General features: G+C 72.2%; 21 protein-coding genes. 9 read left to right on the top strand and 12 right to left on the bottom strand.

What is annotated here, in order from left to right; genetic code table 11:
- The first annotated feature begins 119 nt into the window (after nucleotides 1-119).
- A complete protein-coding gene (locus V1633_RS01000) occupies nucleotides 120-734 on the top strand; it encodes a dihydrofolate reductase family protein (RefSeq protein WP_331212167.1) in 615 nt (204 codons plus the stop codon).
- Nucleotides 735-817: 83 nt separating this feature from the next.
- Nucleotides 818-1285, top strand: coding sequence for a hypothetical protein (locus V1633_RS00995; RefSeq protein ID WP_331212166.1), 468 nt, complete (start codon nucleotides 818-820; stop codon nucleotides 1283-1285).
- 4 nt (nucleotides 1286-1289) lie between these two features.
- On the opposite strand, the gene V1633_RS00990 is transcribed toward V1633_RS00995, so the two are convergent.
- Nucleotides 1290-2057: an aminoglycoside phosphotransferase family protein gene (locus V1633_RS00990; RefSeq protein ID WP_331212165.1), complete on the bottom strand. Its 768-nt coding sequence runs from the start codon at nucleotides 2055-2057 to the stop codon at nucleotides 1290-1292.
- 127 nt (nucleotides 2058-2184) lie between these two features.
- On the opposite strand from V1633_RS00990, the gene V1633_RS00985 reads away from it, so the two are divergent.
- Nucleotides 2185-2550, top strand: a complete 366-nt coding sequence (locus V1633_RS00985) for a DUF1330 domain-containing protein (protein ID WP_331212164.1) — start codon at nucleotides 2185-2187, stop codon at nucleotides 2548-2550.
- A gap of 125 nt (nucleotides 2551-2675) precedes the next feature.
- Here the strand turns inward: V1633_RS00985 and V1633_RS00980 are convergent, their stop codons facing one another.
- Both V1633_RS00980 and dapE read right to left on the bottom strand, forming a co-directional pair.
- On the bottom strand, nucleotides 2676-3536 hold the full coding sequence (locus V1633_RS00980; protein WP_331212163.1) for an LOG family protein: 861 nt from the start codon (nucleotides 3534-3536) through the stop codon (nucleotides 2676-2678).
- 445 nt (nucleotides 3537-3981) lie between these two features.
- The gene (gene dapE / locus V1633_RS00975; protein ID WP_331212162.1) at nucleotides 3982-5055 is read right to left on the bottom strand and encodes a succinyl-diaminopimelate desuccinylase; all 1074 of its coding nucleotides are present in this window, start codon (nucleotides 5053-5055) and stop codon (nucleotides 3982-3984) included.
- Between the two features lie 126 nt (nucleotides 5056-5181).
- On the opposite strand from dapE, the gene dapD reads away from it, so the two are divergent.
- Together dapD and V1633_RS00965 are read left to right on the top strand one after the other, a co-directional pair.
- The gene (gene dapD, locus V1633_RS00970) at nucleotides 5182-6135 is read left to right on the top strand and encodes a 2,3,4,5-tetrahydropyridine-2,6-dicarboxylate N-succinyltransferase (protein WP_331212161.1); all 954 of its coding nucleotides are present in this window, start codon (nucleotides 5182-5184) and stop codon (nucleotides 6133-6135) included.
- A gap of 30 nt (nucleotides 6136-6165) precedes the next feature.
- Nucleotides 6166-6771 (top strand): sugar O-acetyltransferase, encoded by a 606-nt coding sequence (locus tag V1633_RS00965; protein ID WP_331212160.1) that lies wholly within the window; start codon nucleotides 6166-6168, stop codon nucleotides 6769-6771.
- A gap of 42 nt (nucleotides 6772-6813) precedes the next feature.
- On the opposite strand, the gene V1633_RS00960 is transcribed toward V1633_RS00965, so the two are convergent.
- The 4 genes from V1633_RS00960 to V1633_RS00945 form a co-directional block, all read right to left on the bottom strand.
- Entirely contained in the window at nucleotides 6814-9993 is a 3180-nt protein-coding gene (locus tag V1633_RS00960; protein WP_331212159.1) for a putative bifunctional diguanylate cyclase/phosphodiesterase, read from the bottom strand.
- A gap of 161 nt (nucleotides 9994-10154) precedes the next feature.
- Nucleotides 10155-10877 carry a nucleoside/nucleotide kinase family protein gene (locus V1633_RS00955; protein WP_331212158.1) on the bottom strand — a complete coding sequence of 241 codons (723 nt, stop codon included), beginning with the start codon at nucleotides 10875-10877 and terminating at the stop codon, nucleotides 10155-10157.
- Between the two features lie 21 nt (nucleotides 10878-10898).
- Nucleotides 10899-12398 carry a methionine--tRNA ligase gene (locus V1633_RS00950; protein ID WP_331212157.1) on the bottom strand — a complete coding sequence of 500 codons (1500 nt, stop codon included), beginning with the start codon at nucleotides 12396-12398 and terminating at the stop codon, nucleotides 10899-10901.
- A 300-nt stretch (nucleotides 12399-12698) separates the two neighbouring features.
- Nucleotides 12699-13352: an SIMPL domain-containing protein gene (locus V1633_RS00945; RefSeq protein WP_331212156.1), complete on the bottom strand. Its 654-nt coding sequence runs from the start codon at nucleotides 13350-13352 to the stop codon at nucleotides 12699-12701.
- A 316-nt stretch (nucleotides 13353-13668) separates the two neighbouring features.
- On the opposite strand from V1633_RS00945, the gene V1633_RS00940 reads away from it, so the two are divergent.
- The 3 genes from V1633_RS00940 (at nucleotide 13669) to V1633_RS00930 (ending at nucleotide 16777) form a co-directional block, all read left to right on the top strand.
- Complete coding sequence (locus tag V1633_RS00940; RefSeq protein WP_331212155.1) at nucleotides 13669-14679, top strand: mechanosensitive ion channel family protein; 1011 nt, start codon at nucleotides 13669-13671, stop codon at nucleotides 14677-14679.
- Nucleotides 14680-15051: 372 nt separating this feature from the next.
- Nucleotides 15052-15804 carry a hypothetical protein gene (locus tag V1633_RS00935; protein WP_331212154.1) on the top strand — a complete coding sequence of 251 codons (753 nt, stop codon included), beginning with the start codon at nucleotides 15052-15054 and terminating at the stop codon, nucleotides 15802-15804.
- Between the two features lie 97 nt (nucleotides 15805-15901).
- The gene (locus V1633_RS00930; RefSeq protein ID WP_331212153.1) at nucleotides 15902-16777 is read left to right on the top strand and encodes a hypothetical protein; all 876 of its coding nucleotides are present in this window, start codon (nucleotides 15902-15904) and stop codon (nucleotides 16775-16777) included.
- Between the two features lie 65 nt (nucleotides 16778-16842).
- Here V1633_RS00930 and dapC read toward each other — a convergent pair whose 3' ends face one another.
- Together dapC and fdxA are read right to left on the bottom strand one after the other, a co-directional pair.
- Nucleotides 16843-17922 (bottom strand): succinyldiaminopimelate transaminase, encoded by a 1080-nt coding sequence (gene dapC / locus V1633_RS00925; protein WP_331212398.1) that lies wholly within the window; start codon nucleotides 17920-17922, stop codon nucleotides 16843-16845.
- A gap of 104 nt (nucleotides 17923-18026) precedes the next feature.
- On the bottom strand, nucleotides 18027-18350 hold the full coding sequence (gene fdxA, locus V1633_RS37135) for a ferredoxin (RefSeq protein ID WP_101369700.1): 324 nt from the start codon (nucleotides 18348-18350) through the stop codon (nucleotides 18027-18029).
- Nucleotides 18351-18428: 78 nt separating this feature from the next.
- Here fdxA and V1633_RS00915 point away from each other — a divergent pair, with 78 nt between their 5' ends.
- The gene (locus V1633_RS00915; protein ID WP_331212152.1) at nucleotides 18429-19472 is read left to right on the top strand and encodes a GNAT family N-acetyltransferase; all 1044 of its coding nucleotides are present in this window, start codon (nucleotides 18429-18431) and stop codon (nucleotides 19470-19472) included.
- Nucleotides 19473-19539: 67 nt separating this feature from the next.
- Here V1633_RS00915 and V1633_RS00910 read toward each other — a convergent pair whose 3' ends face one another.
- The 3 genes from V1633_RS00910 to mshB form a co-directional block, all read right to left on the bottom strand.
- A complete protein-coding gene (locus tag V1633_RS00910; RefSeq protein WP_331212151.1) occupies nucleotides 19540-20004 on the bottom strand; it encodes a hypothetical protein in 465 nt (154 codons plus the stop codon).
- 130 nt (nucleotides 20005-20134) lie between these two features.
- Nucleotides 20135-20602 (bottom strand): hypothetical protein, encoded by a 468-nt coding sequence (locus V1633_RS00905; protein ID WP_331212397.1) that lies wholly within the window; start codon nucleotides 20600-20602, stop codon nucleotides 20135-20137.
- Between the two features lie 77 nt (nucleotides 20603-20679).
- A complete protein-coding gene (gene mshB, locus V1633_RS00900; protein WP_407951931.1) occupies nucleotides 20680-21681 on the bottom strand; it encodes an N-acetyl-1-D-myo-inositol-2-amino-2-deoxy-alpha-D-glucopyranoside deacetylase in 1002 nt (333 codons plus the stop codon).
- Nucleotides 21682-21748: the final 67 nt, after the last annotated feature.

Raw genomic sequence — 21748 nt, 5'->3', positions numbered from 1 at the left:
CCTCGAACCCCCGTCGACTCACCGACAACTTTTCTTGTCTTGACAGATGGAGTCGTCGGTGGAAGAGTTCTGTCCAACAGAGACGCGGCACCGAGAACCGAACGAGAGGACTTCCCGCCATGCGCAAGCTGATCGTCACCACGTTCCTGACCCTCGACGGCGTCATGCAGGCCCCGGGCGGCCCGGGCGAGGACCCCAGCGGCGGCTTCGCGCACGAGGGCTGGTCGGTGAACTACTGGGACGAGACGATGGGCCAGGTCATGGTCGAGGCGACCAGCAAGCCGTTCGCCATGGTGCTCGGCCGCCGGACCTTCGACATCATGGCCGCGCACTGGCCGCACGCCTCCGAGGAGGAGGGCGGCAAGATCTTCAACGACGCCACCAAGTACGTCGCCTCGCGTGGCCGCCCCAACCTGGCGGCGTGGAGCAACTCGGTCCAGATCGAGGGTGACGCCGCCAGCGGGCTCGCCGCGCTCAAGCAGGAGGACGGCCCGGAGCTCCAGGTGCACGGCAGCGCCAACCTGATCCAGACGCTGCTGCGGCACAACCTGGTCGACGAGTTCCGGATCTGGACCTTCCCGGTGTTGGTCGGGTCGGGCAAGCGGCTGTTCGACGAGGGCACCGTCCCGGCCGGGCTGAAGCTGGTGGACAGCACCATCTCCAGCACCGGGGTTGTCATCGGCACGTACGCCCCGGCCGGCGAGATCCCGGTCGGCACGTTCGCCCGGGACTGACCGCGTAACGGAGATCGCTCCCCAGCCCGGTCAGGGCGGGGAGCGATCCCTTTCGTCGGTGGCACCCGGCACAATTCCCGGCCATGAGCGAGTTCTACATCTCGGCGATCCCGACCGACGTTAACTGGCAGCCGACCACCGACACCGCCGACGCGGCGGAGGCGTACGTCCGGCGGATCTTCCCGGACCCGGACGGCACGCTGCAGGAGGTGGAGGTCGAGTTCCACGACCGGATCCGGGTCGTCCACCCGGGCGAGTCCCTGGAACGCATCACCTGCCCGCGCTGCTCGGGTGACATCCCGCTCGACTGGTTCCAAGACCTGGTCGAAGAGGCCGAGGAGGAGTTCGACAGCCTGGACGTCACCGTCCCCTGCTGCTCCGCCCTCGTCCCGCTCGACACCCTCCACTACGACTGGCCGTGCGGCTTCGCCCGGTTCGAGATCGGCATCCGCGACGCCTGCCGGCCGGAGTACGAGTTCACCGACGAGGAACTCGCCGAACTCGCCGGCATCCTGGGCCACCCGGTACGGCAGATCCTCGCCCACTTCTGACCCGTCAGGGTTCGAACAGCCGCCGGTGCGCGACACTCCAGGCGATCCGGGCGTCGAGTGTGTCCAGGTGGCCGTTCGCGACCCAGCCCGCCTGCGGCTCGACCCCGGCGGCGGCGAGCTGCCGGACCCGTTCCCGTACCTGCCGCTGCTGCCGGAACACCTCGTCGACCAGACCGTCGGTCGAGGTCAGCCCGTACGCCTCGGCGAAGGTCTCCAGCCGGGCCCGCCGGTCCGGCACCTCCGGGTACGCCAGCCAGCGCCGGCACTCCACGTCGTCGCGGAACGGGGCGACGTACTCCAGGGCGTACGCCACGTCGAAGACCGGCCGGGCCGGGACGGCCTGGTCCCAGTCGACGATCCCGACCGGCCGGGTGCCGTCCCAGACCAGGTTCCACGGCCCGAAGTCCCCGTGGCAGACGATCTCGCCGCTGCCGCTGCCGCTGCCGCTGCCGCTGCCTTCGCCGTCGCTACTGCCGTCGCCGTCCGGCCGGTAATCCGCCACCGCCTCGTGATACGTCCGCAGCAGTCGGGCCATCGCGACCAGCCCCCTGGGGTCGACCACCCGGGCCCAGCCGGCCGGCCCGGACTCGCCGTCCAGATAGCTGAGCACCTCCCGACCCTGCTCGTCCACTCCGAGCAGTCGGGGCGCGTACGGAAAACCGACCTCGGCCAGATAGCGCAGCAGGTCATGGACGAGTGGCGAGGAGACCGGACGACGTACGGTGTCGCCGATCCGCTCGACCCGTCGGTGCGGATCGTCCTGGAGCAGCACGCCCCCACCGTACGTCGCTCACCCGTTCCGGGGGTTTGCCGGCAACCGTACGGCCCGACCGGCTCCAAGCGGGAGGCTGGGGAGTCCGGCGACGCATGTCGCGATCCCCGTTCAACGAGGTGTGGAAGTGACCACCTATCTGATCAACCACCTGCGTGTTCCCGGCCTGCCGAACGAGGAGATCCTGCGCTACCTGGAACAGGTGCAGGCGACCGCGGAGCCGTACGGCGGGAGGTGGCTCGCCCAGGACGCCGAGGTACAGGTCCTGGAGGGCGCCTGGCCGGGGTCGGTCGTACTGATGGAGTTCCCCGACATGGCCAAGGCCCGGGCCTGGTACGACTCGAAGGAATACCGGAGCATCCTCCATCTCCGGGCCAACCACACGATCAACGACATGATCCTGGTCGACGCGGTCGGTCCCGGCTTCAGCACGGCCGGGTACGCCCACCAGCTCCGCGGGATGTTGTCGGGACAGCCGGCCGTCGAGGACTGATCGCATCAGCCGCCGCGCGGCGGGCGGCCGACAGGGGTACGCGCCGTCGTCCGCCGTACTCCTGCCCGGGGTGTGTTAACAGGGGGCCCTTCTCTACAGAAAGCGATAAGAAGGGGCCCCTCCTTTCACCGGGAGCGGCGGGGGCCGGACGCCGCCGACGCCGACGCCTGGTCGGCCTCGGCTTGGGCGATCGCGCTCTCCTGCAACGCCTCCTGCTCGGCCGCGAGTGCCGCGTCGGCGTCGATGATGTGCCGTACCGCCGCCTCGACGTCGTCGGTCACGATGATCAGTTCCAGGTCGGCTGGGCTGATCTTGCCGTCCTCGGCGAGCGTGTCGCGCAGCCAGTTGAGCAGCGGGCGCCAGTACGCCTCACCCATCAGCACCACCGGGAACCGGGTCACCTTGCCGGTCTGCACCAGCGTCAACGCCTCGAACAGCTCGTCCAGGGTGCCGAAGCCCCCGGGCAGCACCACGAACGCCTGGGCGTACTTGACGAACATGGTCTTGCGGGCGAAGAAGTACCGGAAGTCGATCGCGAGGTCGACCCAGTCGTTGATGCCCTGCTCGAACGGCAACTCGATGCCGAGCCCGACGGAGAGGCCGCCCGCCTCGGTGGCACCCCGGTTGGCGGCCTCCATCACGCCCGGTCCCCCGCCGGTGATGACCGCGTAACCGGCCCGGGCCAGCGCCGCGCCCAACTCCTCGGCCAGCACACACTCCGGGCTGTCGGGTTTGCTGCGGGCCGAGCCGAAGACGCTGACCGCCGGCGGCAGGTCGGCCAGGGTGTCGAAGCCCTCGACGAACTCCGACAGGATCCGCAGCGCCCGCCAGGCGTCCTTGGTCTTCCAGTCCCCCCGGCTGCGGGAGTCGAGCAGTCGCTGGTCGGCCGTACTGAGCGGGATGGCCTCGCGGCGCAGGGTCACCGCGCCACGGTGACGCTCCGGCCCTGGTCCGCGACCGCGGGCACGCCCCAAGCTGTGGTTCATGGCGTCCACGGTAATCGGGCGGACAACCACAGGTGCGGCGTCGTCCCCGTAACGGTGACAAACATCCTGCATCTGAGCAACCAAACCGGCCCGGAGCGCGTCTTACCCAGTACGCAGGGGGGAACGCGCGACGCCCACACCACCGCCGCGCACCTTCGGGGGGCAACAGTGATGACCAGTGGCGAGATAATCCGGCTTCGCCGGCAGATGCAGCGCCGGATCCGGGCAGTGGTGGCCGAGCGTCGTATGACCCGGCACAGCGCACCGACCGGCGCGGATGAGCGTGACCAGGGACCCGACACGACCGAGTCCCATCTGTGCCAACCGATCGAGGGGTGAGTCACCGTCCCCGGCCGTCCCGGCCGGAGACTCCGTAGCCGGCCGGCGGGGGTCAGTCGCCGGCCGGCTACGGCCTGGACGGTTCGGTGCGGGGTGAGCCGACCGTTCAGTGCGAGGCGAGCCAGCGGTGCAGGGTGGCCGCGCCGTCGCGGATCTTGCCGATCTCCACGTGCTCGTCCGGGGCGTGCGCCAGATTCGGGTCGCCGGGGCCGAAGTTCAGCGCCGGTACGCCCAGCGCCGCGAACCGGGCCACGTCGGTCCAGCCCAGCTTGCCGACCGGGTCCGCGCCGACCGCCGCCAGGAACTCCTGGGCCGGTGGCGCGGTGAGTCCGGGCAGCGCGCCGGGCGCGGAGTCGGTCACCTCCACCTCGTAGCCCTCGAACACCTCGCGGACGTGCGCCTCCGCCTCCTCGGCCGTCCGGTCCGGCGCGAAGCGGTAGTTCACCTCGATCTCGCACAGGTCCGGCACCACGTTGCCGGCGACCCCGCCGCCGATCCGGACCGCGTTCAGGCCCTCCCGGTAGACGCAGCCGTCGATGGTGACCATCCGGGCCTGGTAGTTCGCGAGCCGCTCCAGCACCGGCCCGACCGCGTGGATCGCGTTCACCCCGTTCCAGGACCGGGCCGAGTGCGCCCGCCGGCCCCGCGTGGTGACCCGCAGCCGCATCGTGCCCTGGCAGCCCGCCTCCACCACGCCGTGCGTCGGTTCCAGCAGCACCGCGAAATCCGCCGCCAGCCACTCCGGGTGCGCGTTCGCGACCAGGGTCAGGCCGTTGTACCGGGACTCGATCTCCTCGGCCTCGTAGAAGAAGTACGTCACGTCGTACCTCGGCTCGGGCACGCTCACCGCGAGGTGCAGCGCGTACGCCACTCCGGACTTCATGTCGGAGGTGCCGCAGCCGTAGATCAGGTCACCCTGCAGGCTGGACGGGAAGTTGTTGTTCAACGGCACGGTGTCCAGGTGTCCGGCGAGCACCACCCGCTGGGCCCGACCCAACCGGGTACGGGCCATCACCGTGTTGCTGTGCCGCCGCACGTCCAGGTGCGGTATGCCCCTGAGCACCTCCTCGACGAAGTCCGCGATTTCCTTCTCGTTCAGCGAGACGGACTCGATGTCGACCAGTGCGCGGGTCAGCGCCACCGGATCGGCCAACACCTCGGGGGTGAGCGGGTTCTCCATGGTGGGAGACGGTACCGTCACACTCGTGACGGCGGGACGCGTCCCACACTCGCGAATGACGTCCCCCACGCCCGACCGCCCCGCCGACGGGGCAGCCGGACGCCGCGTACGAGTGAGAGGTATCCGGTGACGAGCGCACAGCCCGCCTGGGGAATCGGAGTGGCCACCATCGCCGGCGACCAGGTGCTGGACACCTGGTACCCGACCGGCAAGCTGGGCCTCGGCTCCTCGCCGCTGGTGGCCGGCGAGAACGGTGACGCACTCGATCTTCCGCCAGGCGCGCTCGGCGAGCGGGCGCTGCCCGGGCTGCGTACCGTGGTGGTGGTCACCGAGATCGGTTCGCTGGCCGACCCGATCAAGGACGCCTCCGACGCGTACCTCCGGTTGCACCTGCTCTCCCACCGCCTGGTCCGGCCCAACGAGCTGAACCTGGACGGCATCTTCGGGCTGCTGGCGAACGTCGCCTGGACCTCGGCCGGCCCCTGCCCGCCGGAGCGGGTCGACGAGCTGCGGGTGATCGAACGGGCCGCCGGCCGGCACCTCGCCGTCTACGGGGTCGACAAGTTTCCCCGGATGACCGACTACGTGGTCCCGTCCGGGGTCCGGATCGCCGACGCCGACCGGGTACGCCTCGGCGCCCACCTCGCCTCCGGCACCACCGTGATGCACGAGGGCTTCTGCAACTTCAACGCCGGCACCCTCGGCGCCTCGATGGTCGAGGGCCGGATCGTGGCCGGCGTGGTGGTCGGCGACGGCTCGGACATCGGGGCCGGCGCGTCGATCATGGGCACCCTCTCCGGCGGCGGCAAGGAGAAGGTCCGGATCGGCGAACGCAGCCTGCTCGGCGCCAACGCCGGCATCGGTATCTCGCTCGGCGACGACTGTGTCGTCGAGGCCGGCTGCTACATCACCGCCGGGTCGAAGGTGACCCTGCCGGACGGGCGGGTGGTCAAGGCCCGCGAGCTGTCCGGGGTCGACGGGCTGCTCTTCTGGCGCAACTCGGTCACCGGTGCCCTGGAGGCGAAACCACGGACCGGGCGGGGCATCGAACTCAACGCCGCCCTGCACGCGAACGACTGACGGCACGGCACCGGACCGGGGCGGGCGGCGGTGGACGGGGCACCGGCTCGACGCCCGCGACCGGAGCCGGACGCCGGGGCGGACCCCCGCTCGGCCCGGGAGCGGATGCTCGCCGGTGAGCTGTACCGGGCCGACGATCCGGAACTCGTCGCGCTGGCGCTGCGCGCCGACCGGCTGGTCCGGGCGTACAACAGCGTCGGCACGGACGAGCCGGAGCGGCGGGAGACGCTGCTGCGCGAACTGCTCGGCGGCCTCGGCACCGGGGTGACGGTCCGGCCGCCGTTCCACTGCGACTACGGCACACAGATCCGGATCGGTGACCGGTCGTACCTGAACTTCAACGCCGTCCTGCTGGACGTCGCCGCCATCACCATCGGGCCGAACGTGCAACTGCTGACCGCGTACCACCCGGTCGAGCCGGAGCCACGGCGGGCGAAGTGGGAGGCGGCCAGCCCGATCGTGATCGGCGACAACGTCTGGCTCGGCGGTGGGGTGATCGTGCTCGGCGGCGTCACCATCGGGGCGGACACCGTGGTCGGGGCCGGCGGTGTGGTCACCCGCGACCTGCCGCCCGGTGTGGTCGCGGTCGGCAACCCGGCCCGGGTCGTCCGCCGGGTCGACGGCTCCTCCCCCTGACCGTGGCCCCGCCGACAGCACTGCCGGCGGGCCGACAGGGGTTCAGTCGCCGGGTGGGCGGGGGCGCGGCGGCGTACCAGCCGGCGGCGGAGGCGGGTCGGCCGGTGGGTCGCCGTGCAGCCAGCGCAGCGCGTCCGGGTCCCGCAGCGGCCGGGAGAAGAGGTAGCCCTGCCCGGAGGCGCAGCCCAGGTCCAGCAGGATGGTCCGGACCGCCTCGGTCTCGATGCCCTCGGCGATGATCTCCAGACCGAGTGTGCCGGCCAACCGGATGATCCCCTCCACCAGCAGCCGCTGCCGCCGCGACGAGGCGATCGTCTCGGTGAACGACCGGTCGAGTTTGAGCACGTCGGCCGGCATCTGCTGGAGGTAGCTCAGGGACGAGAAGCCGGTGCCGAAGTCGTCGATCGCCACCCGCAGGCCGAGCGTTCGCAGCTCGGCCAACTCGGTCCAGACCGGCTCCTGGTCCCGGAGCAGCAGGCTCTCGGTGATCTCCAGCATCACCCGGCTCGGCGGTACGTCGGCGGCCTCCAACGCCGCCCGGACCGTACCGACAAATCCGGGCGTACGCAGTTGGCGGGCGGAGACGTTGATGCTGACGTACGGCGTACCGGTGGCGACCGGGACGGCCGTGGCCTCGTGCCGGACCGTGTGCCAGCGGGCCGCCGCCTCGACCGCCTGGCGCAGCACCCAGCTGCCGATCGGCTCGATCAGCCCGGTCTCCTCGGCGAGCCCGATGAACTGGTCCGGCGGCACCGGCCCCCGGGCCGGATGGTGCCACCGGGCCAGCGCCTCGAACCCGACCGCAGCGCCGGTCCGCATGTCGACGATCGGCTGGTACTCCACCGAGAAACTGAGCTTCTGCACCGCCTCGGTCAGCGCGGCCCGCAGTTCCAGCCGCTCCACGATCGCGGTGTGCAGCTCCGACTGGTAGCGGCACCAGCGGCCCTTGCCGGCGCCCTTGGCGACGTACAACGCCAGGTCGGCGCGTTGCAGCAGCTCTCCGGCGTCCCGGGCGTCGGCGGTGGTGGCCACCCCGACACTGACCGAACCGTTGACCACGCTGTTGCCGACGGTGAGCGGCTCGGCGAGGGCCCGGACCAGCTCGTCGGCGACCCGCTCGACCTGCCCGGGATCGTCGGCGTCCGGCACCAGCACGGCGAACTCGTCGCCGCCGAGCCGGGCCACCAGGTTGTCCGGGCCGACCACCTCCAGCAGCCGGTGCCCGGCGGCGATCAGCATCGCGTCCCCGATCGCGTGCCCGTGCGTGTCGTTGACCGTGGTGAACTCGTCGAGGTCGATGGAGAGGGCACCGACGGTGCGGTCGCCGCCCCGGACCTTCTCCACCGCCTCGTAGACCTGGTCCTGATAGGACGCCCGGTTGGCCAGCCCGGTCAGCGTGTCGTGCACCGCCCGGTGGGTGAGTTCCTGCTCCAACCGGACCCGTTCGGTGACGTCGCGCAGGGTCAGCACGAAACCGCGTACCGCCCGGTCCCGGCGCAGGTCGCGACAGGTCACCTCCAACTGCACCCGCTGCCCGTCGGCCCGCCGTACGCTCCAGTCGAGCCCTTCGCCCCGACGGTCGGGGCCGCCCCGGGCCGAGTCGAGCAGGGCGGCGGTCGAGAGCTGCTCGTCGGAGTGCAGCAGTACGCCGAGATCGGTGCAGTCCGCCGGTTCCACCCCGAGCACGGTGCGCACCGACGGACTGGCGTACCGGATCCCGTGGTCGTCGTTGACGATCAGGATCACGTCGGCGGCGTTCTGCACCAGGCTGCGGAAGTACGCCTCGCTGTCCCTGCGGTTGATCTCCTGGTCGAGACTGATCCGCTCCAGCGCCATCGCCGTCTGCGCGGCCAGCACCTCCAGCGAGTCCCGCAGCGTCGGCAGCAGCCGGCCGTCGGTCGCCACCAGCAGCGCACCGACCCGGGGCGCCCCGCCGGAACGCCCGTCCCCGATCAACGGGCAGAGGACCACCGTGTCGAAGCCGCGCAGCTGTTCGGCCAGTGCCGGCTGCAGGGTGCGGACCCGGAGCAGCCGGCTGCGCCGGGCGACGGCCGTGGTCAGGGCCGGATAGAGCGGCGCGGTGTCGACCAGGCTCCGGCCCCAGATGCTGACCGCGCCGGCCGGCACCCCGTCGCTCTGGTTGACCGAGAAGATGATCCGATGGGTCGCCTGCCGGGGAACCAGTCGGGCCACCGCCCGGCGTACCGCCCGGTCGACGTCCGTCGCGTCGGCTGCGGCGACCAGCTCGGCACCGGCCTGTCGCAGACCGCGTTCCCGGGCGACCGCCTGGCGGTGCGCGTCGACCGCGTCACCGAGCCGGCTCAGCACCAGGGCGAAGACGATTCCGCCGACCACCGCGATCACCGCGCCGTCGCGTACCCCGCCGGTCGCCACCTGGCCGAGCAGTACCGCCGGGGCGAGCGTCGCCGCGAAACCGAGCAGGACCAGCCGGGTCTTGGTGATCTCGGTGTCCTGCGGCGCGGCCGGCTCGGTCAGCACCGCCATCGACGGGTGCAGCGCCGCCGCTCCCCAACTGCCGTAGAAGAGCAGCCAGCCCAGCTCGACCGGCCCTCCGGGCCGCCAGTCGCCGCGCAGCACGGCGGCACCGTAGAGCAGGTCGGCGACCAGCATTCCGGCGGCGCCGGCCACCAGCAGCAGCGCGGCGACGCTACGCCGCGAGCTGACCGTCAACCGTACGGTGGTGGCCAGCAGGAGCAGGTCGACCAGCGCGTACGCGGCCAGTGCCGACTTCTCGAAGGTGGCCGCCCCGGAACCGAGCAGGTACGGCCGGATCACCAGCACCCAGAGCAGGAATCCGCCGGCCGAGGTGAAGATCAGGAAGTCGAGCAGGCCGGAGCGGTCCCGGGCGCCGGTGGTGGACCGGGTCAGCCCGAGCAGCCCGGCGCCGATCAGCGGCAGCATCACCAGGTAGCAGACGTCCGAGACGAGCGCCGAGGCGGACCGGGACGCACCGAGCGGCTGGTTCGCGCCGAGCAGGTAGACGGTGTCGCCGACGGTGAACACCGCGATCGCGGCGGCGAGCAGCCACCAGGCGTACGCCCGCTTCGGGCGGTGCCGTCGGACGCCGACCGCGACGGCGACGACGACAACCAGTCCCACGGCGCCGGTCAGCACCGTCCGGGCGGCCGGTACGGCGAAGAAGCAGACCACCAGTACACCGACCGAGACGGCGTACCAGGTCAACACTTTCCGATCTGACACCGGTCTCCTGCCGATCGTCGGACGGCCGCGCAAGGGCGATCGAAACAGCTTCGCCGATGGGTTTATCAGTCCTCGATGCGCTTCGCCATCGCCCCGCCGGGTACTGCTCACGGGACGATGTGGAAACTCGTTGCCGACACCCGCCATCGGCGGGTACGGATTCACCGCCCGGTGACCGGCGCCATCCGGACCACGAGGTCGGCGCGTTCGGCCGTACCGGCGATCAGCTCGGCGTTGACCTGGTCCGTGCCCCGGGCCCGGGCCGCCGCCTCGGCCGGTGGCCGGCCGAACCCGATGTGCCGCGCGGTCAGGCGGCGCAGTCGCTCGGTCTCGTCGAGTTGGAGGTACCAGACCTCGTCGAGGAGTGCGCGTACCTCGCCCCAGGGTTCGTCGGCGACCAGCAGGTAGTTGCCCTCCACCACGACCAGCGGCACCGACGGCGGTACGGCGATCGCCCCGGCCACCGGCTCCTCGATCTCGCGGCGGAACTCCGGCGCGTACACGGTCTCCGGCCCGGTGGCACGGAGCCGGCGCAGCAGGGCGACAAAACCGGCGCCGTCGAAGGTGTCGGGCGCACCCTTGCGATCGTGCCGGCCGAGTCGGCGCAGTTCGGCCTCGGCCAGGTGGAAGCCGTCCATCGGCACCAGCACCGCCGGCCCGGCGGGCACGACCGGCTCTCCGGGCACCGCCGGCCCACCGGGCACGGCGGCCGGCCTGCCGGCTTCGGGCAGCCCGCCGACCAGCGCGGCGACGAGCTGACCGGCCAGGGTGGACTTACCCGCGCCGGGCGCACCGGTGATGCCGAGCAGGCGGCGGGACCCGGTCGTGGTCAACTCCCGGGCCCGGCCCACCAACTCGTCCAGCGTCTGCTGCGGGTACGACATCCGGGAACTATCTCACCGCCGTCACCCGGCCCGCCCGGCCAGGGCGTCCACCGGCACCAACCGGGGAAAGAGCGGCGTCGCCCGGTCGACCGGACGCCCGCCCGGACAGCCGCCCCAGACCAGCGCGTCCGGCACCCGGGGGGCGTACCCGTCGAGGCCGAGCTGCCGCCAGATCCGGGCGGCGGTCTCCGGCAGCGCCGGCGCGGCGAGTACGGCGACGATCCGCAGCGCCTCCAGCGTGTCGCCGAGCACCCCCGCCACCTCGGCCGACCCCGGCGTGTCGCGCCACGGCCGCGCCGAGACCAGGTACGAGTTGGCCGCCGCCACCAGCCGCCACGCGGCGGCGAGCGCCTCGGCCGGCTGCCCGGCGTCCCAACCCGCCGCACTCGCCTCGACACACCCGTCGGCGACCGGGGCGAGCGGCGAGTCCGGGCGCGGTGCCGGCCCGACCCCGGCCGCGTGCGAGACGACCAGGGCGGTGACCCGGGACAGCAGGTTGCCCAGGGTGTTGGCCAGGTCGGCCTGGTACCGCGCCTCGACCGAGGCGACCGAGAACTCCCCGTCCGGCCCCACCGGGTTGTCCCGCAGCAGGTGGTAGCGCAGTCCCTCCGGGCCGAACCGGTCGAGCAGGTCGTCCAGCGCGACGGACCGCTCCCCCGACTTGGCGATCTTGCTGCCGCGTTGCAGCAGGAACCCGTGCACGGTGATCCGCTCCGGCGGCGGCAGTTCCGCCGCCAGCAGGATCGCCGGCCAGTAGACGGCGTGGAACCGCAGGATGTCCTTGCCGATGATGTGCTGCGCCGGCCACCAGCGGGAGAAGTCGGGGTCCGGCCAGCCGGCCGCGGTCAGATAACTGCCGAGGGCGTCGAACCAGACGTACGTCACCTGGGTCGGATCCCAGGGCAGCGGAATGCCCCAGGTCAGGTTGGCCCGGCTGATCGAGAAGTCGGTCAGGCCCCGGTGCAGCCAGCCGAGCGCCTCGTTGCGCCGGCTGGCCGGGCGTACCGCGTCCGGACACCGGTCGAACCACTCGGCGAGCGGTTCGGCGAAGGTGGAGAGCCGGAAGAACCAGTTCTCCTCGCCGACCCGCTCGGTCGGCCGGTTGTGCAGCGCGCAGACCGGTTCCGTCGTGTACGCCTCGCAGGCCACGCAGTACCGGCCGTCGTACCGGCCACGGCGCAGGTGACCGGCGTCGTGGACCCGGTTCAGCAGGGCGGTCACCGTGCCCCGGTGCGCGGCGGAGGTGGTCCGGACGAACTCGTCGTACCCGATGCCGAGCCGGTCCCAGGTGGCGCGGAACCGACCGGCGGTGCTCTCGGCGAGCGCGGCCGGCGTCACCCCGGCCTCGGCAGCCGACCGCTGCACCTTGGCTCCGTGCTCGTCCGTACCGGTGATCAACCGGACCGGCCGGCCGGACAACCGGTGCCAGCGGGCGAGCGCGTCGGCGAGCACCGTCGAGTACGCGTGCCCGACGTGCGGCAGGTCGTTGACGTAGTAGATCGGTGTGGTCAGGTAGGTCATGGCGATCCTCCACAGTGGCTGGAGGGGCCCGACCGGTGTCGCCGGTGCGGCGTGCGCGCCGGGGGACGGCGGCACACTGACCGGGAGAAACGGAAACGGGCCCCTCGGTGACGAGGGACCCGTTCGACGCGGGCTGCCCGCGCGACTAGCTCCGGCCCCCGAGGGGCCGGCGCATGACTCGGGTCGCGGCGGACATGCCGACACGGTAGCCGGGTACGGCCGTGGCCCGCCACCCGGTTGCCGGAACCGTCGCCCCGCCCCGCTTGTCGTCCACCCGTCCGTCGGCGCGCCGCCGGTGGCTCAGCCGGGTACGTCGTCCAGTCGAGGCGCGCTGATGCGGAACCGGGCTTCGACGGCGGCCCGTACGGTCTGCACCTGCGGGTCGAGTTCGATCTCCGGCGCCGCCTCGGCACCCCCGCCGAACGCGGCGCGGGTCAGCATCATCGGACGGTCCGCCGGGCCGCTGTCGGAGAGCTCCAGCAGGCCGGTCACCTCGGCGCCGAGCGCGTCGGCGTACTCCCTGGCCCGGCTGAGCGCGTCGGCGACCGCGGCCCGCCGGGTCTCCCGGTGCACCGGACTGTCCGGGCGCAGATCCCACCACGGCCCGGCCACCCCGGTCTGGTCCTCGTCGGCGAGCCGCAGCATCAACTCTCCGAGGACCCCGAAGTCGGTCACGGTCACCGTGGTGGTGGCGTTGGCGACGTACGCCGCCACCCGCTCGCCGGAGCGCTTCAGCTCGGGATGCACCCAGAGCTGGCCGGTCTCCCGGCGCTCGACCGCGTCGCCGTAGCCGTCGATCAGCCCCCGGACCGTCGCGGTCCGTTCGGCGAGTCGGGCCAGTGCCTCCGGCCGGTTCCGGCTCCGCGCCGACACCGTGACCGCGAACCGGGCGACCTCCGGTGGCACCTCCCGGAACGCCTCGCCACGGACCACGAGCGTCGGAGAGTCGGTCATCCGGTCACCCTAACCGGCCGATTCGGCAACCGCCCGTCGTCGCCGTCCGCGGTGTCATCCGTCGGCGGAGTCGGCCGGCGCGTCTCCGTGGCGTGTTCGAGGAGGGGCTGTGCGGGCTGCTGACGGTAGGTGCGGCGTTGTCAGCGGGTGGCGCGGACGTGAGGGCGGTCGGTTGTGGGTGCGGCAGCGGTGGAAGGTCCGCTCGACCGTTGGTGATACCCGCCCCGTCCGCGCCGCCCGGTGTCAAGCTGATGCGGTTACCCCGGAGTGAGGAGCCGCGAAGGATGGGGACCAGAACCGCAGCGGACGGAATCCCTTGCGCCCAGCGTTGATCGTGCTGGCCGCGGTCGGCGCGGCCGTGTTGGTGGATCTGTTGACCGGCGTGCTGGTCCGCCGGTTCGCCCGTGGCCGCTACCAGTGGCTGCTGACCCCCCTGCGCCAGGCCTGCCGCCGCCCGACCACGGTGGTGCTGCTGCTCGCGGCGCTGTACTTCGCGCTGCCGACGGGCGGGACCGAGTGGGTCCGCGTGCTCCGCCACGTCATCCTGCTGCTGTTGATCGCCAGCGCCGGATGGCTGGTGGTCAAGGCGCTGCACGTCGCCGAAAGCGTCGCGTTCAGCCGGCTGCCGCACGAGACGGTCGTCGACCGCAGGATCCGTCGCGCCCGTACCCAGATCCGCCCGGTACGCCGGCTGACCTCGGCCGTCGTCGTAGTGGTGGTGATCGGTCTGATCCTGATCACCTTCCGGCCCGTACGCTCGTTCGGGTTCACCTTCCTGACCTCGGCCGGCGTGATCGGCGCGGTGATCGGCCTGTCCGCCCGGACCGCGCTCGGCAACGCCTTCGCCGGCATCCAGGTCGCGTTCGCGGACAGTCTGCACGTCGACGACGTGGTGGTGATCAACGGCGAATGGGGCCGGGTCGAGGAGGTGAAACTGACCAACGTCGTGATCCGCCTCTGGGACGAGCGGACGCTTGTCCTGCCCACCACCTACTTCACCGAACACGCCTTCCAGAACTGGACGCGGCACGAGACCCGGGTGGTCGGCGAGATCCGTATCCACCTGGATCACACCGCCGACCTGGACGACCTCCGGCAGGCGACCAGACGGCTGGTCGAGTCGTCGCCGCTGTGGGACCGGCACCAGTGGGTTCTGCAGATGGTCGACGCCACCCCGCAGACCGTGGTCATCCAGGTGCAGGCATCCGCCGCAGACGGGCCGAGCGCCTGGGATCTCCGCTGCGACCTGCGCGAGGGACTGATCCATTACGTGCGGAACACCCATCCGCAGTGGCTGCCCCGCACCCGTGGCGAGTACCAGCCCTGAGGTCCGTCCGCCGGCGACCCGCGCTCGCCCGCCACGTCAGAGGTCCCCCGGGTCCCCTGCCACTCACCGCCGATGGTGCGCCGCACACATCGACACCCAGCGACCGTCGCGACCGTCGACGAGCTCCCTCGGCGCGGGTCCGAGACAGTCCGTACGACTCGTCGACGGTAGGTGCCGCGTGCCACGGAATCGCGACGCCGACAATTAATTGCAATATCTGGATGCCATCCCGCAATCGGGGTCGCTTATTTCAGGCGCCACCGTCGGCGACGCCTCACCGCAACAGGCCCGCCACTCACGGCAAGCTTATCTTTCATTTAATTCCGCATTGGGCCGAGCCCATTCCGGCGAACGGATCGGTACGTTGCCGGAATGCGACACCTCGGAACGGTGATCGGTGCGGTCGTCGTGTCTCCGCTGGCCTGGCTCCTGCTCGCCATCGGGCAGGACCGGTCCGCCCGGGAGTTCACAAACGCACAGAACAGCGGCCTGGCCGCCGGCACCGACCTTCTCCTACTGCCCGTACTGACCCTGGCTGCCGCAGGAATTGTCCTCGGCCTCATCGCCACACTCCGATTCTCCCCACTCGGCGCGGGGCTGACCGGAGCTTTGTACGTGGCGACGGACCTGGGCGCGCTCGCCAATCCGAAGCTGCTGAACGTGATCGACCACAAACTGAGCCTGAATGGTCACCCGGTCGACCTGGCCGCCCCGGTGCGCAGCGGCACGGCACTGGTCCTGGGTGCGCTGCTGCTCGTCGCGGTGGTGAGTGTGCAGCGTTGGCGGCGCTGGCCAGGGGCGACCGGGGAGACGGCCGGATCCGCACCCGAACTCGTCGACCCGACCCCGCCGGACCAGGACCGACCGCTCGGCGCGGACGGCCTCGGCCTCACCGGGGCGAATCGGCACGCCGCCGCCGAACCGCAGGTCATCGACGCCCGCTGGTCACCCGCCCCGCAGCCGGCGGATGCCTCAGGACGCGCCGACGAGGCGACCCGGACCCGCACCGCGGGATGGGCCGACGACGCGCCGCGGACCGGTACCCCGGAGTGGACCGACACCGGGGAGTGGCGGACCCTGGGACGGCACGCCGTCGCAGACCCGGTAGGTCAGCCGCGCGGCTGACTTCCCGGGCCGGCCGGCCGACGGCTCGACCTCCGGCCAGCCGGCCCGGCACGGCTGAACCCCGGCGTCGTGGCACCCGCCCACTACCGTGATCTCCGTGACGACGAACGGCGGCGAGGCGCGTCGGCCGCAGAGGCGGCATCCCCCGGTCCGGCCGTCCCGGGCCGAGCCGGAGGCACCCGACTGGATCGTCTGGCCGGTACGGGTCCTGGCCGCGATCGTGGTCGTACCGGCCCGACTGCTCTGGGAACTGATCGTCGTCGCTGGCCGGCTCACGTACCGATTCCTGCTCCGACCGCTCGGCTGGTTCGTCCGGCACGTGCTCTGGATTCCACTGTGCTGGCTGGCCCATCACCTGGTCGTGCTGCCGTTCCGCTACCTCGTCGTGTTCCCGGTCAGTTGGCTGGTGCACCACCTGCTGGTGGTCCCGGCGCGGTGGCTGTGGCAGGCCCTGCCCACGCTCGGCCACTTCCTGCACCGGTACCTGCTGCGCCCGCTCGGTCAGCTCGGCTACCTGCTGCTCTGGCTGCCGCTGGCCTGGCTGGTGACGTACCTGGTGGTGGTGCCGATCCACTGGCTGGTCCGGTATCTGCTGGTGCTGCCGATCCGCTGGCTGGTCGACGTCCTCCGTCCGCTGGGACGGCTGCTCGGTCGGGCGGCCGCCGCCCTCTGGCACGGCACGGTCCGGTTGTTCGCCGGCATCGGCAACGGCATCGTCACCATCGGCCGGCTGACGTACACCTACCTGCTCCGCCCGTTCGGACTGGCCGCCAGGTGGCTGTGGCGGCACACCGTCGTCCTGCTGTTCCGGGGTGTCGTGGCGGTGTGCCGGGCCACCGTCGTGCCGGTGGGCCGGTGGCTGCGGGACGCGGTGCTGGCACCGACCGGCCGGTTCCTCCGCGACGGTGTGTTCCGCCCCGCTGGGACGACCGTCCGGGCCGTCCTGGCCGTGCTCAGCCTCCGCCGACCGTAGCCGGCCCGACCACCCGGGGGTGATCAGGCCGGACCGCTGCGGCCGATCCGCTGGTCAGCTGGCGTTCAGGAGGCGGTCAACCGGTCGGCGGCAGCGGCGACCCGCTCGTCGGTGGCGGTGAGCGCGACCCGTACGTGCCGGTTGCCGGTCGGGCCGTAGAAGTCGCCGGGGGCCACCAGGATGCCCCGCTCGGCCAGCCAGTTCACCGTGGTCCAGCAGTCCTCGTCCCGGGAGGCCCACAGATAGAGCCCGGCCTCGGAGTGCCCCAGTGTGAACCCCGCCTTGGTCAACGCGTCCCGCAGCACCTCACGCCGGGCCGCGTACCGGACCCGCTGTTCGGTGACGTGTTCCTCGTCGCCGAGCGCCGCGACCATCGCCGCCTGCACCGGGGCCGGCAGGATCATCCCGGCGTGCTTGCGTACCGCGAGCAGCTCGCCCACCAGGCCACGGTCGCCAGCGACAAACCCGGCCCGGTAGCCCGCCAGGTTGGACCGCTTGGAGAGGGAGTGCACGGCGAGCAGGTTGGTGTAGTTCCCACCGGCGACCTCGGCGGAGAGCACCGAGGTCGGCGTCTCCTCCCAGCCCAGCGACAGGTAACACTCGTCGCTGGCGACCACCACGCCACGCTCACGGGCCCAGTCGACGATCTTGCGCAGGTGGGCCGGGGGCAGCACCCGACCGGTCGGGTTGGACGGCGAGTTGACCCAGATCAGCCGTACCCGGGAAGTCGGACCGAGGGCGGTGAGCGAGTCGGCCCGGACCACCTCGGCCCCGGCGAGCCGGGCGCCGACCTCGTAGGTCGGATAGCAGACCTGCGGGATCACCACCACGTCACCCGGGCCGATGCCGAGCAGGGTCGGCAGCCAGGCGACCAGTTCCTTGGAGCCGATGGTCGGCAGCACGCCGACCCCCTCCGGGTCGGCGCCACAGGCCCGCGCCACCCAACCGGTCAGCGCGGCGCGCAGCGCCGGACTCCCCGCGGTCAACGGATAGCCGGGGGTGTCCGAGGCCGCCGACAGGGCGGCCTGGATCAGCGCCGGCACCGGGTCGACCGGGGTACCCACCGAGAGGTCGACGATCCCGTCCGGATGCCGCCCGGCCAGCGCTTTCGCCGGCTCGAGAAGATCCCACGGGAAGTCGGGCAGGCTACCACCGGCGGTACGCCTCGACGGCGTCCCGCCGGCCGGGTACGCGCCACCGGCGGTCGACCCCACCGGGCCGCCGCCCGACCGGTGGTCCGGCGTGCCGCTCAGTGCTCGCCCCGGGGCGGCTGGGCCGCGACGAACGGGGTGTCCTTCTCGACCTTGCCGATCTTGGAGGCACCGCCCGGCGAGCCGAGATCCTCGAAGAACTCGTAGTTCGCGGTGGTGTAGTCCTTCCACTGCTCCGGCACGTCGTCCTCGTAGAAGATCGCTTCCACCGGGCAGACCGGCTCACAGGCCCCGCAGTCGACGCACTCGTCGGGGTGGATGTAGAGCATCCGGTTGCCCTCGTAGATGCAGTCGACGGGGCATTCCTCGATGCATGCTTTGTCGAGCACATCCACGCACGGCTCGGCGATGATGTAGGTCACCGATCTTCTCCTCCGCAAGCCAGCCGCGATCGACCGCGACGGTAAGAGCCTAGTATGTCGTCGGGGAGGGGGTCGATTGTGCTCGGACGGCGGGATGTGGGACACCGGATCGTGGTCCGCCGGATTGTCGGGAATTCCCGCGGTCGCACGCTCTTCACCGACGCCCTCGGCGAACTTGTCGAACTGACCGAGACACATCTCACGTTGGCCACCCGGGAGGGACCGCTGCGGGTCCCGCTGGTCGAGGTGCACCGGGCCAAACGGGTGCCGCCGGCACGTCGGCCCAGCGCCGCCGCCGTGATCGAACTGGAACGGGCCGCCGACGAGGCCTGGCCGGCACAGGTACGCGGCCGGCTCGGCGACTGGCTGCTGCGGGCCGCCGACAACTGGACCGGTCGGGCGAACTCCGCACTGCCGGTCGGCGACCCGGACCGGCCACTGGACGAGGCGATCGACGCCGTCCGGCTCTGGTACGCGGAACGGGGGCAGCCGGCGCTGGTCAACGTACCGCTGCCGCTGGCCGCGCCGATCGGTGCGGCGCTCGACGAGCGCGGCTGGGGCACCCGGCCACTGGTGCTGGTCCAGACCGCGCCGCTGACCACGGTGCTGGCCGCGACCCCGCCACGGCCGGACCTGCCGGGCGTGGAGCTAACCGACACCCCGTCGGCCGAGTGGCTCGCGCTGGCCGCACAACGCAAGGCGAAGCGGACCCACGGTCGTGACGACGTCGGCTCGCCACCCGGCACACCTGCCGGGCCGGAACCGGCGGAACTGCCGGCTGCCGCGTACCACGTGCTCACCGCCGTGGACCAGGTTCGCTTCGCCCACCTGTACGACACGCCGGTCCACTCCGGCGGCAGCCGGGAACTGGTCGCGGTGGCCCGGGGCACCATCACCGGCCAGGGGCGTTGGTTGGGGCTGACCCTGGTGGAGGTGGTCCCCACAGCCCGGCGTCGCGGCCTCGCCCAGTATCTGATGCGGGTCCTCGCCGAGTGGGCCGCCGGACAGGGGGCGACCGACGCCTTCCTCCAGGTGGAGGAGCGCAACGAGGCGGCGGTGTCGCTCTACCGACGGCTGGGCTTCACCACCCACCACACGTACCAGACCCGTACCGCGCCGTAGCCGGCGTACCCGCCGGCGGGTCCCACCCGGAACAGCGGCCCGTGCCCGGTGGCCGGCCCTGCCCTGGTCAGCGCCGGACGACGCGGCGCGGCTTGGACTGCTTCGCCTCGGCGTACCGCTTGAGGGACTGCGACCGGTAGTCCCGGCCGAACGCGGTCAGCAGCAGGTAGCCGAGCAGCACCCCGCCGCCGGTGAACGCGGCGTAGAGCCAGATCTGCGAGAAGAAGGCGCCGGCGCCGGCGCCGAACGGCTGGCTTCCGCTGATGAACGGGCCGACGAAGATCGTCAACACCATCGCGATCAGCACCGAGAGCGCCATCTCGCCGGCCCAGTCCGGCAGCGGCCGGCGCTGACCACGAACGAACGCGAGGGTCGCCAGGATCAGCCCGATCGCGGCGAACATGCCCAGCGACAGCCGGTCCTGCAGGTCGGTCCGGTCGGCGAAGGCGAACCTGGCCACCAGCCGGGCCACCACGTTGATCCCGAACAGCACGCCCGCGAGTACGCCGATCGGCAGCCAACGCTCCTTCATCGCACGTCCTTCCGGCTCTGGGCCCCCGTCGTGGCGGGGCCGTTCCTGACCCAGATTTCTACCACCCGGAGCTGTGCGGATCCATGGTGTGAAAGGGGTCGGCGGACATCCCCGGCGCCCGGAGGACCGGTCAGCGTCGGTTGAGGGCCGAGGGCGGCGCCATGATCAGCCGGAACCCCATCACCGCGAAGGCCACCGAGCCGGCGAAGATCATCGCCAGCCCCACCCAGTTGTTGCCGGCGAGCAGGACGTCGCCCTCGCTCGTGCCGCCGGCCGCGACCACCATCAGCACGAACCAGACGGCGGCGGGCAGCACGAGCGCCCACCGGCGACCGACGGCCCGGGGCGCGAACCAGCTCAGTGCCACGTTGGCGAGCACCGCGAGCAGCGCCGACAGCCCGATCAGCACGCCGTCGACCCGCAACGTCGCCAGGATCAGTTCGAGGACGGCGGTGACCGCCGCCCCGACCACCGCGAGCACCCCACCGATGATCCGCAGTGCCAGGTCGGCCGCGTGCCGCAGCCCCGGCGACCGAAGCCGGCTCGGCGAGCCGGTCGACTCCGGCGACCCCGACAACGGCACCGCCGACTCCGGCATCCCGGCCGACGGCACCGCCGACGACGAGGGCTCCGGACTCGGCTCGGACGGCACGGACACCGGCGGGCTGGGCAGGGTCACCGGACGCCGGCCGCCGCCGGCGTACCGGGCGTCGACGTCGGGACCTCGACCGCCGGCCCGGTCACTCCGGTCGGGGCGTCCAGCCCGGCGAAGAGGTCGTCCTCCCAGCCGTACGGGCCGGAGCCCGGACCCCGTACCCCGGCCGCCAGGGTGTAGTACTCCACCCCCATGAACTCGCCGCCGAAGTTGCCGGCGACGGCGTACAGCCAGGAGTTCTCCGGGATCTGGGTACGGTGGGCCCGCATCGCCGCCTCCTTGGCGGTGTGCTGGTCGGTGCCGTCGATTCGGGCCGCGATCTGCTCGTCCGGCGTACCGAACGGCAGGTCGTCGACATGTTCGGTGCCGGCGAACGGGTTGTTCGCCACGTCCGCGTCGGCGAACGAGGCCACCCCCGCCTCCAGCACGCCCCGGGGCACCGCCGTCCAGTAGATCTTGGCTGGGCCGAACCCCTCGGCGGCGGCGAGTTCCGCCGCCCGCATCGCCACCCGGTGCGCCTGGATGTGGTCGGGGTGCCCGTAGAAGCCGTTCGGGTCGTACGTGACCAGCACCTGCGGCCGTACCTCCCGCATGATCTCGACCAGGTGGCCGGCCGCCTCGTCGAGATCCGCCCGCCAGAACGCCCGGGGGTGGTCGTTGGTGGGCAGCCCCATCATCCCCGAGTCGCGGTACCGTCCCGCGCCGCCGAGGAACCGGTGGTCGGTGACGCCCAGCGCCGCGCAGGCGGCGGCGAGCTCGGTGATCCGGTAACCGCCGAGCTGGTCGGCCTCGGCGGCGGCGAGCCCGGCCAGCGCCGGTACGTGGATCTCGCCCTCCTCACCCAGGGTGCAGGTCACCAGCGTCACGCCGGCGCCGGCCGCGGCGTAGTACGCCATCGTGGCGCCGGTGCCGATCGCCTCGTCGTCGGGATGCGCGTGTACCAGCAGCAGCCGCCGGGCGGGCAGGTCGACCGCCGGACCCGCCGGGCCGGACGGATCGGGCGGGACGGTCAGGTTCGTCACGCGCGCCACTTTACGCCGCTGACTCCGTTCCGGCGTCGCCAGGGAGTGAGTCGGCGCGCCCGGAGAG

The organism is Plantactinospora sonchi (assembly GCF_036422035.1).
Taxonomy (GTDB): domain Bacteria; phylum Actinomycetota; class Actinomycetes; order Mycobacteriales; family Micromonosporaceae; genus Plantactinospora; species Plantactinospora sonchi.
Note: the sequence above shows the minus strand (reverse complement) of the source record. Positions and strands in the feature narration are given on the sequence as shown.

Bases quoted from the DNA above. Each gene is read 5' to 3' on its own strand.
- V1633_RS01000 (WP_331212167.1), top strand. From the start codon at position 120: ATGCGCAAGCTGATCGTCACCACGTTCCTGACCCTCGACGGCGTCATG.
- V1633_RS00995 (WP_331212166.1), top strand. From the start codon at position 818: ATGAGCGAGTTCTACATCTCGGCGATCCCGACCGACGTTAACTGGCAG.
- V1633_RS00980 (WP_331212163.1), bottom strand. From the start codon at position 3,536: ATGAACCACAGCTTGGGGCGTGCCCGCGGTCGCGGACCAGGGCCGGAG.
- dapE (WP_331212162.1), bottom strand. From the start codon at position 5,055: ATGGAGAACCCGCTCACCCCCGAGGTGTTGGCCGATCCGGTGGCGCTG.
- V1633_RS00955 (WP_331212158.1), bottom strand. From the start codon at position 10,877: ATGTCGTACCCGCAGCAGACGCTGGACGAGTTGGTGGGCCGGGCCCGG.
- V1633_RS00950 (WP_331212157.1), bottom strand. From the start codon at position 12,398: ATGACCTACCTGACCACACCGATCTACTACGTCAACGACCTGCCGCAC.
- V1633_RS00945 (WP_331212156.1), bottom strand. From the start codon at position 13,352: ATGACCGACTCTCCGACGCTCGTGGTCCGTGGCGAGGCGTTCCGGGAG.
- V1633_RS00935 (WP_331212154.1), top strand. From the start codon at position 15,052: ATGCGACACCTCGGAACGGTGATCGGTGCGGTCGTCGTGTCTCCGCTG.
- V1633_RS00910 (WP_331212151.1), bottom strand. From the start codon at position 20,004: ATGAAGGAGCGTTGGCTGCCGATCGGCGTACTCGCGGGCGTGCTGTTC.
- V1633_RS00905 (WP_331212397.1), bottom strand. From the start codon at position 20,602: ATGCCGGAGTCGGCGGTGCCGTTGTCGGGGTCGCCGGAGTCGACCGGC.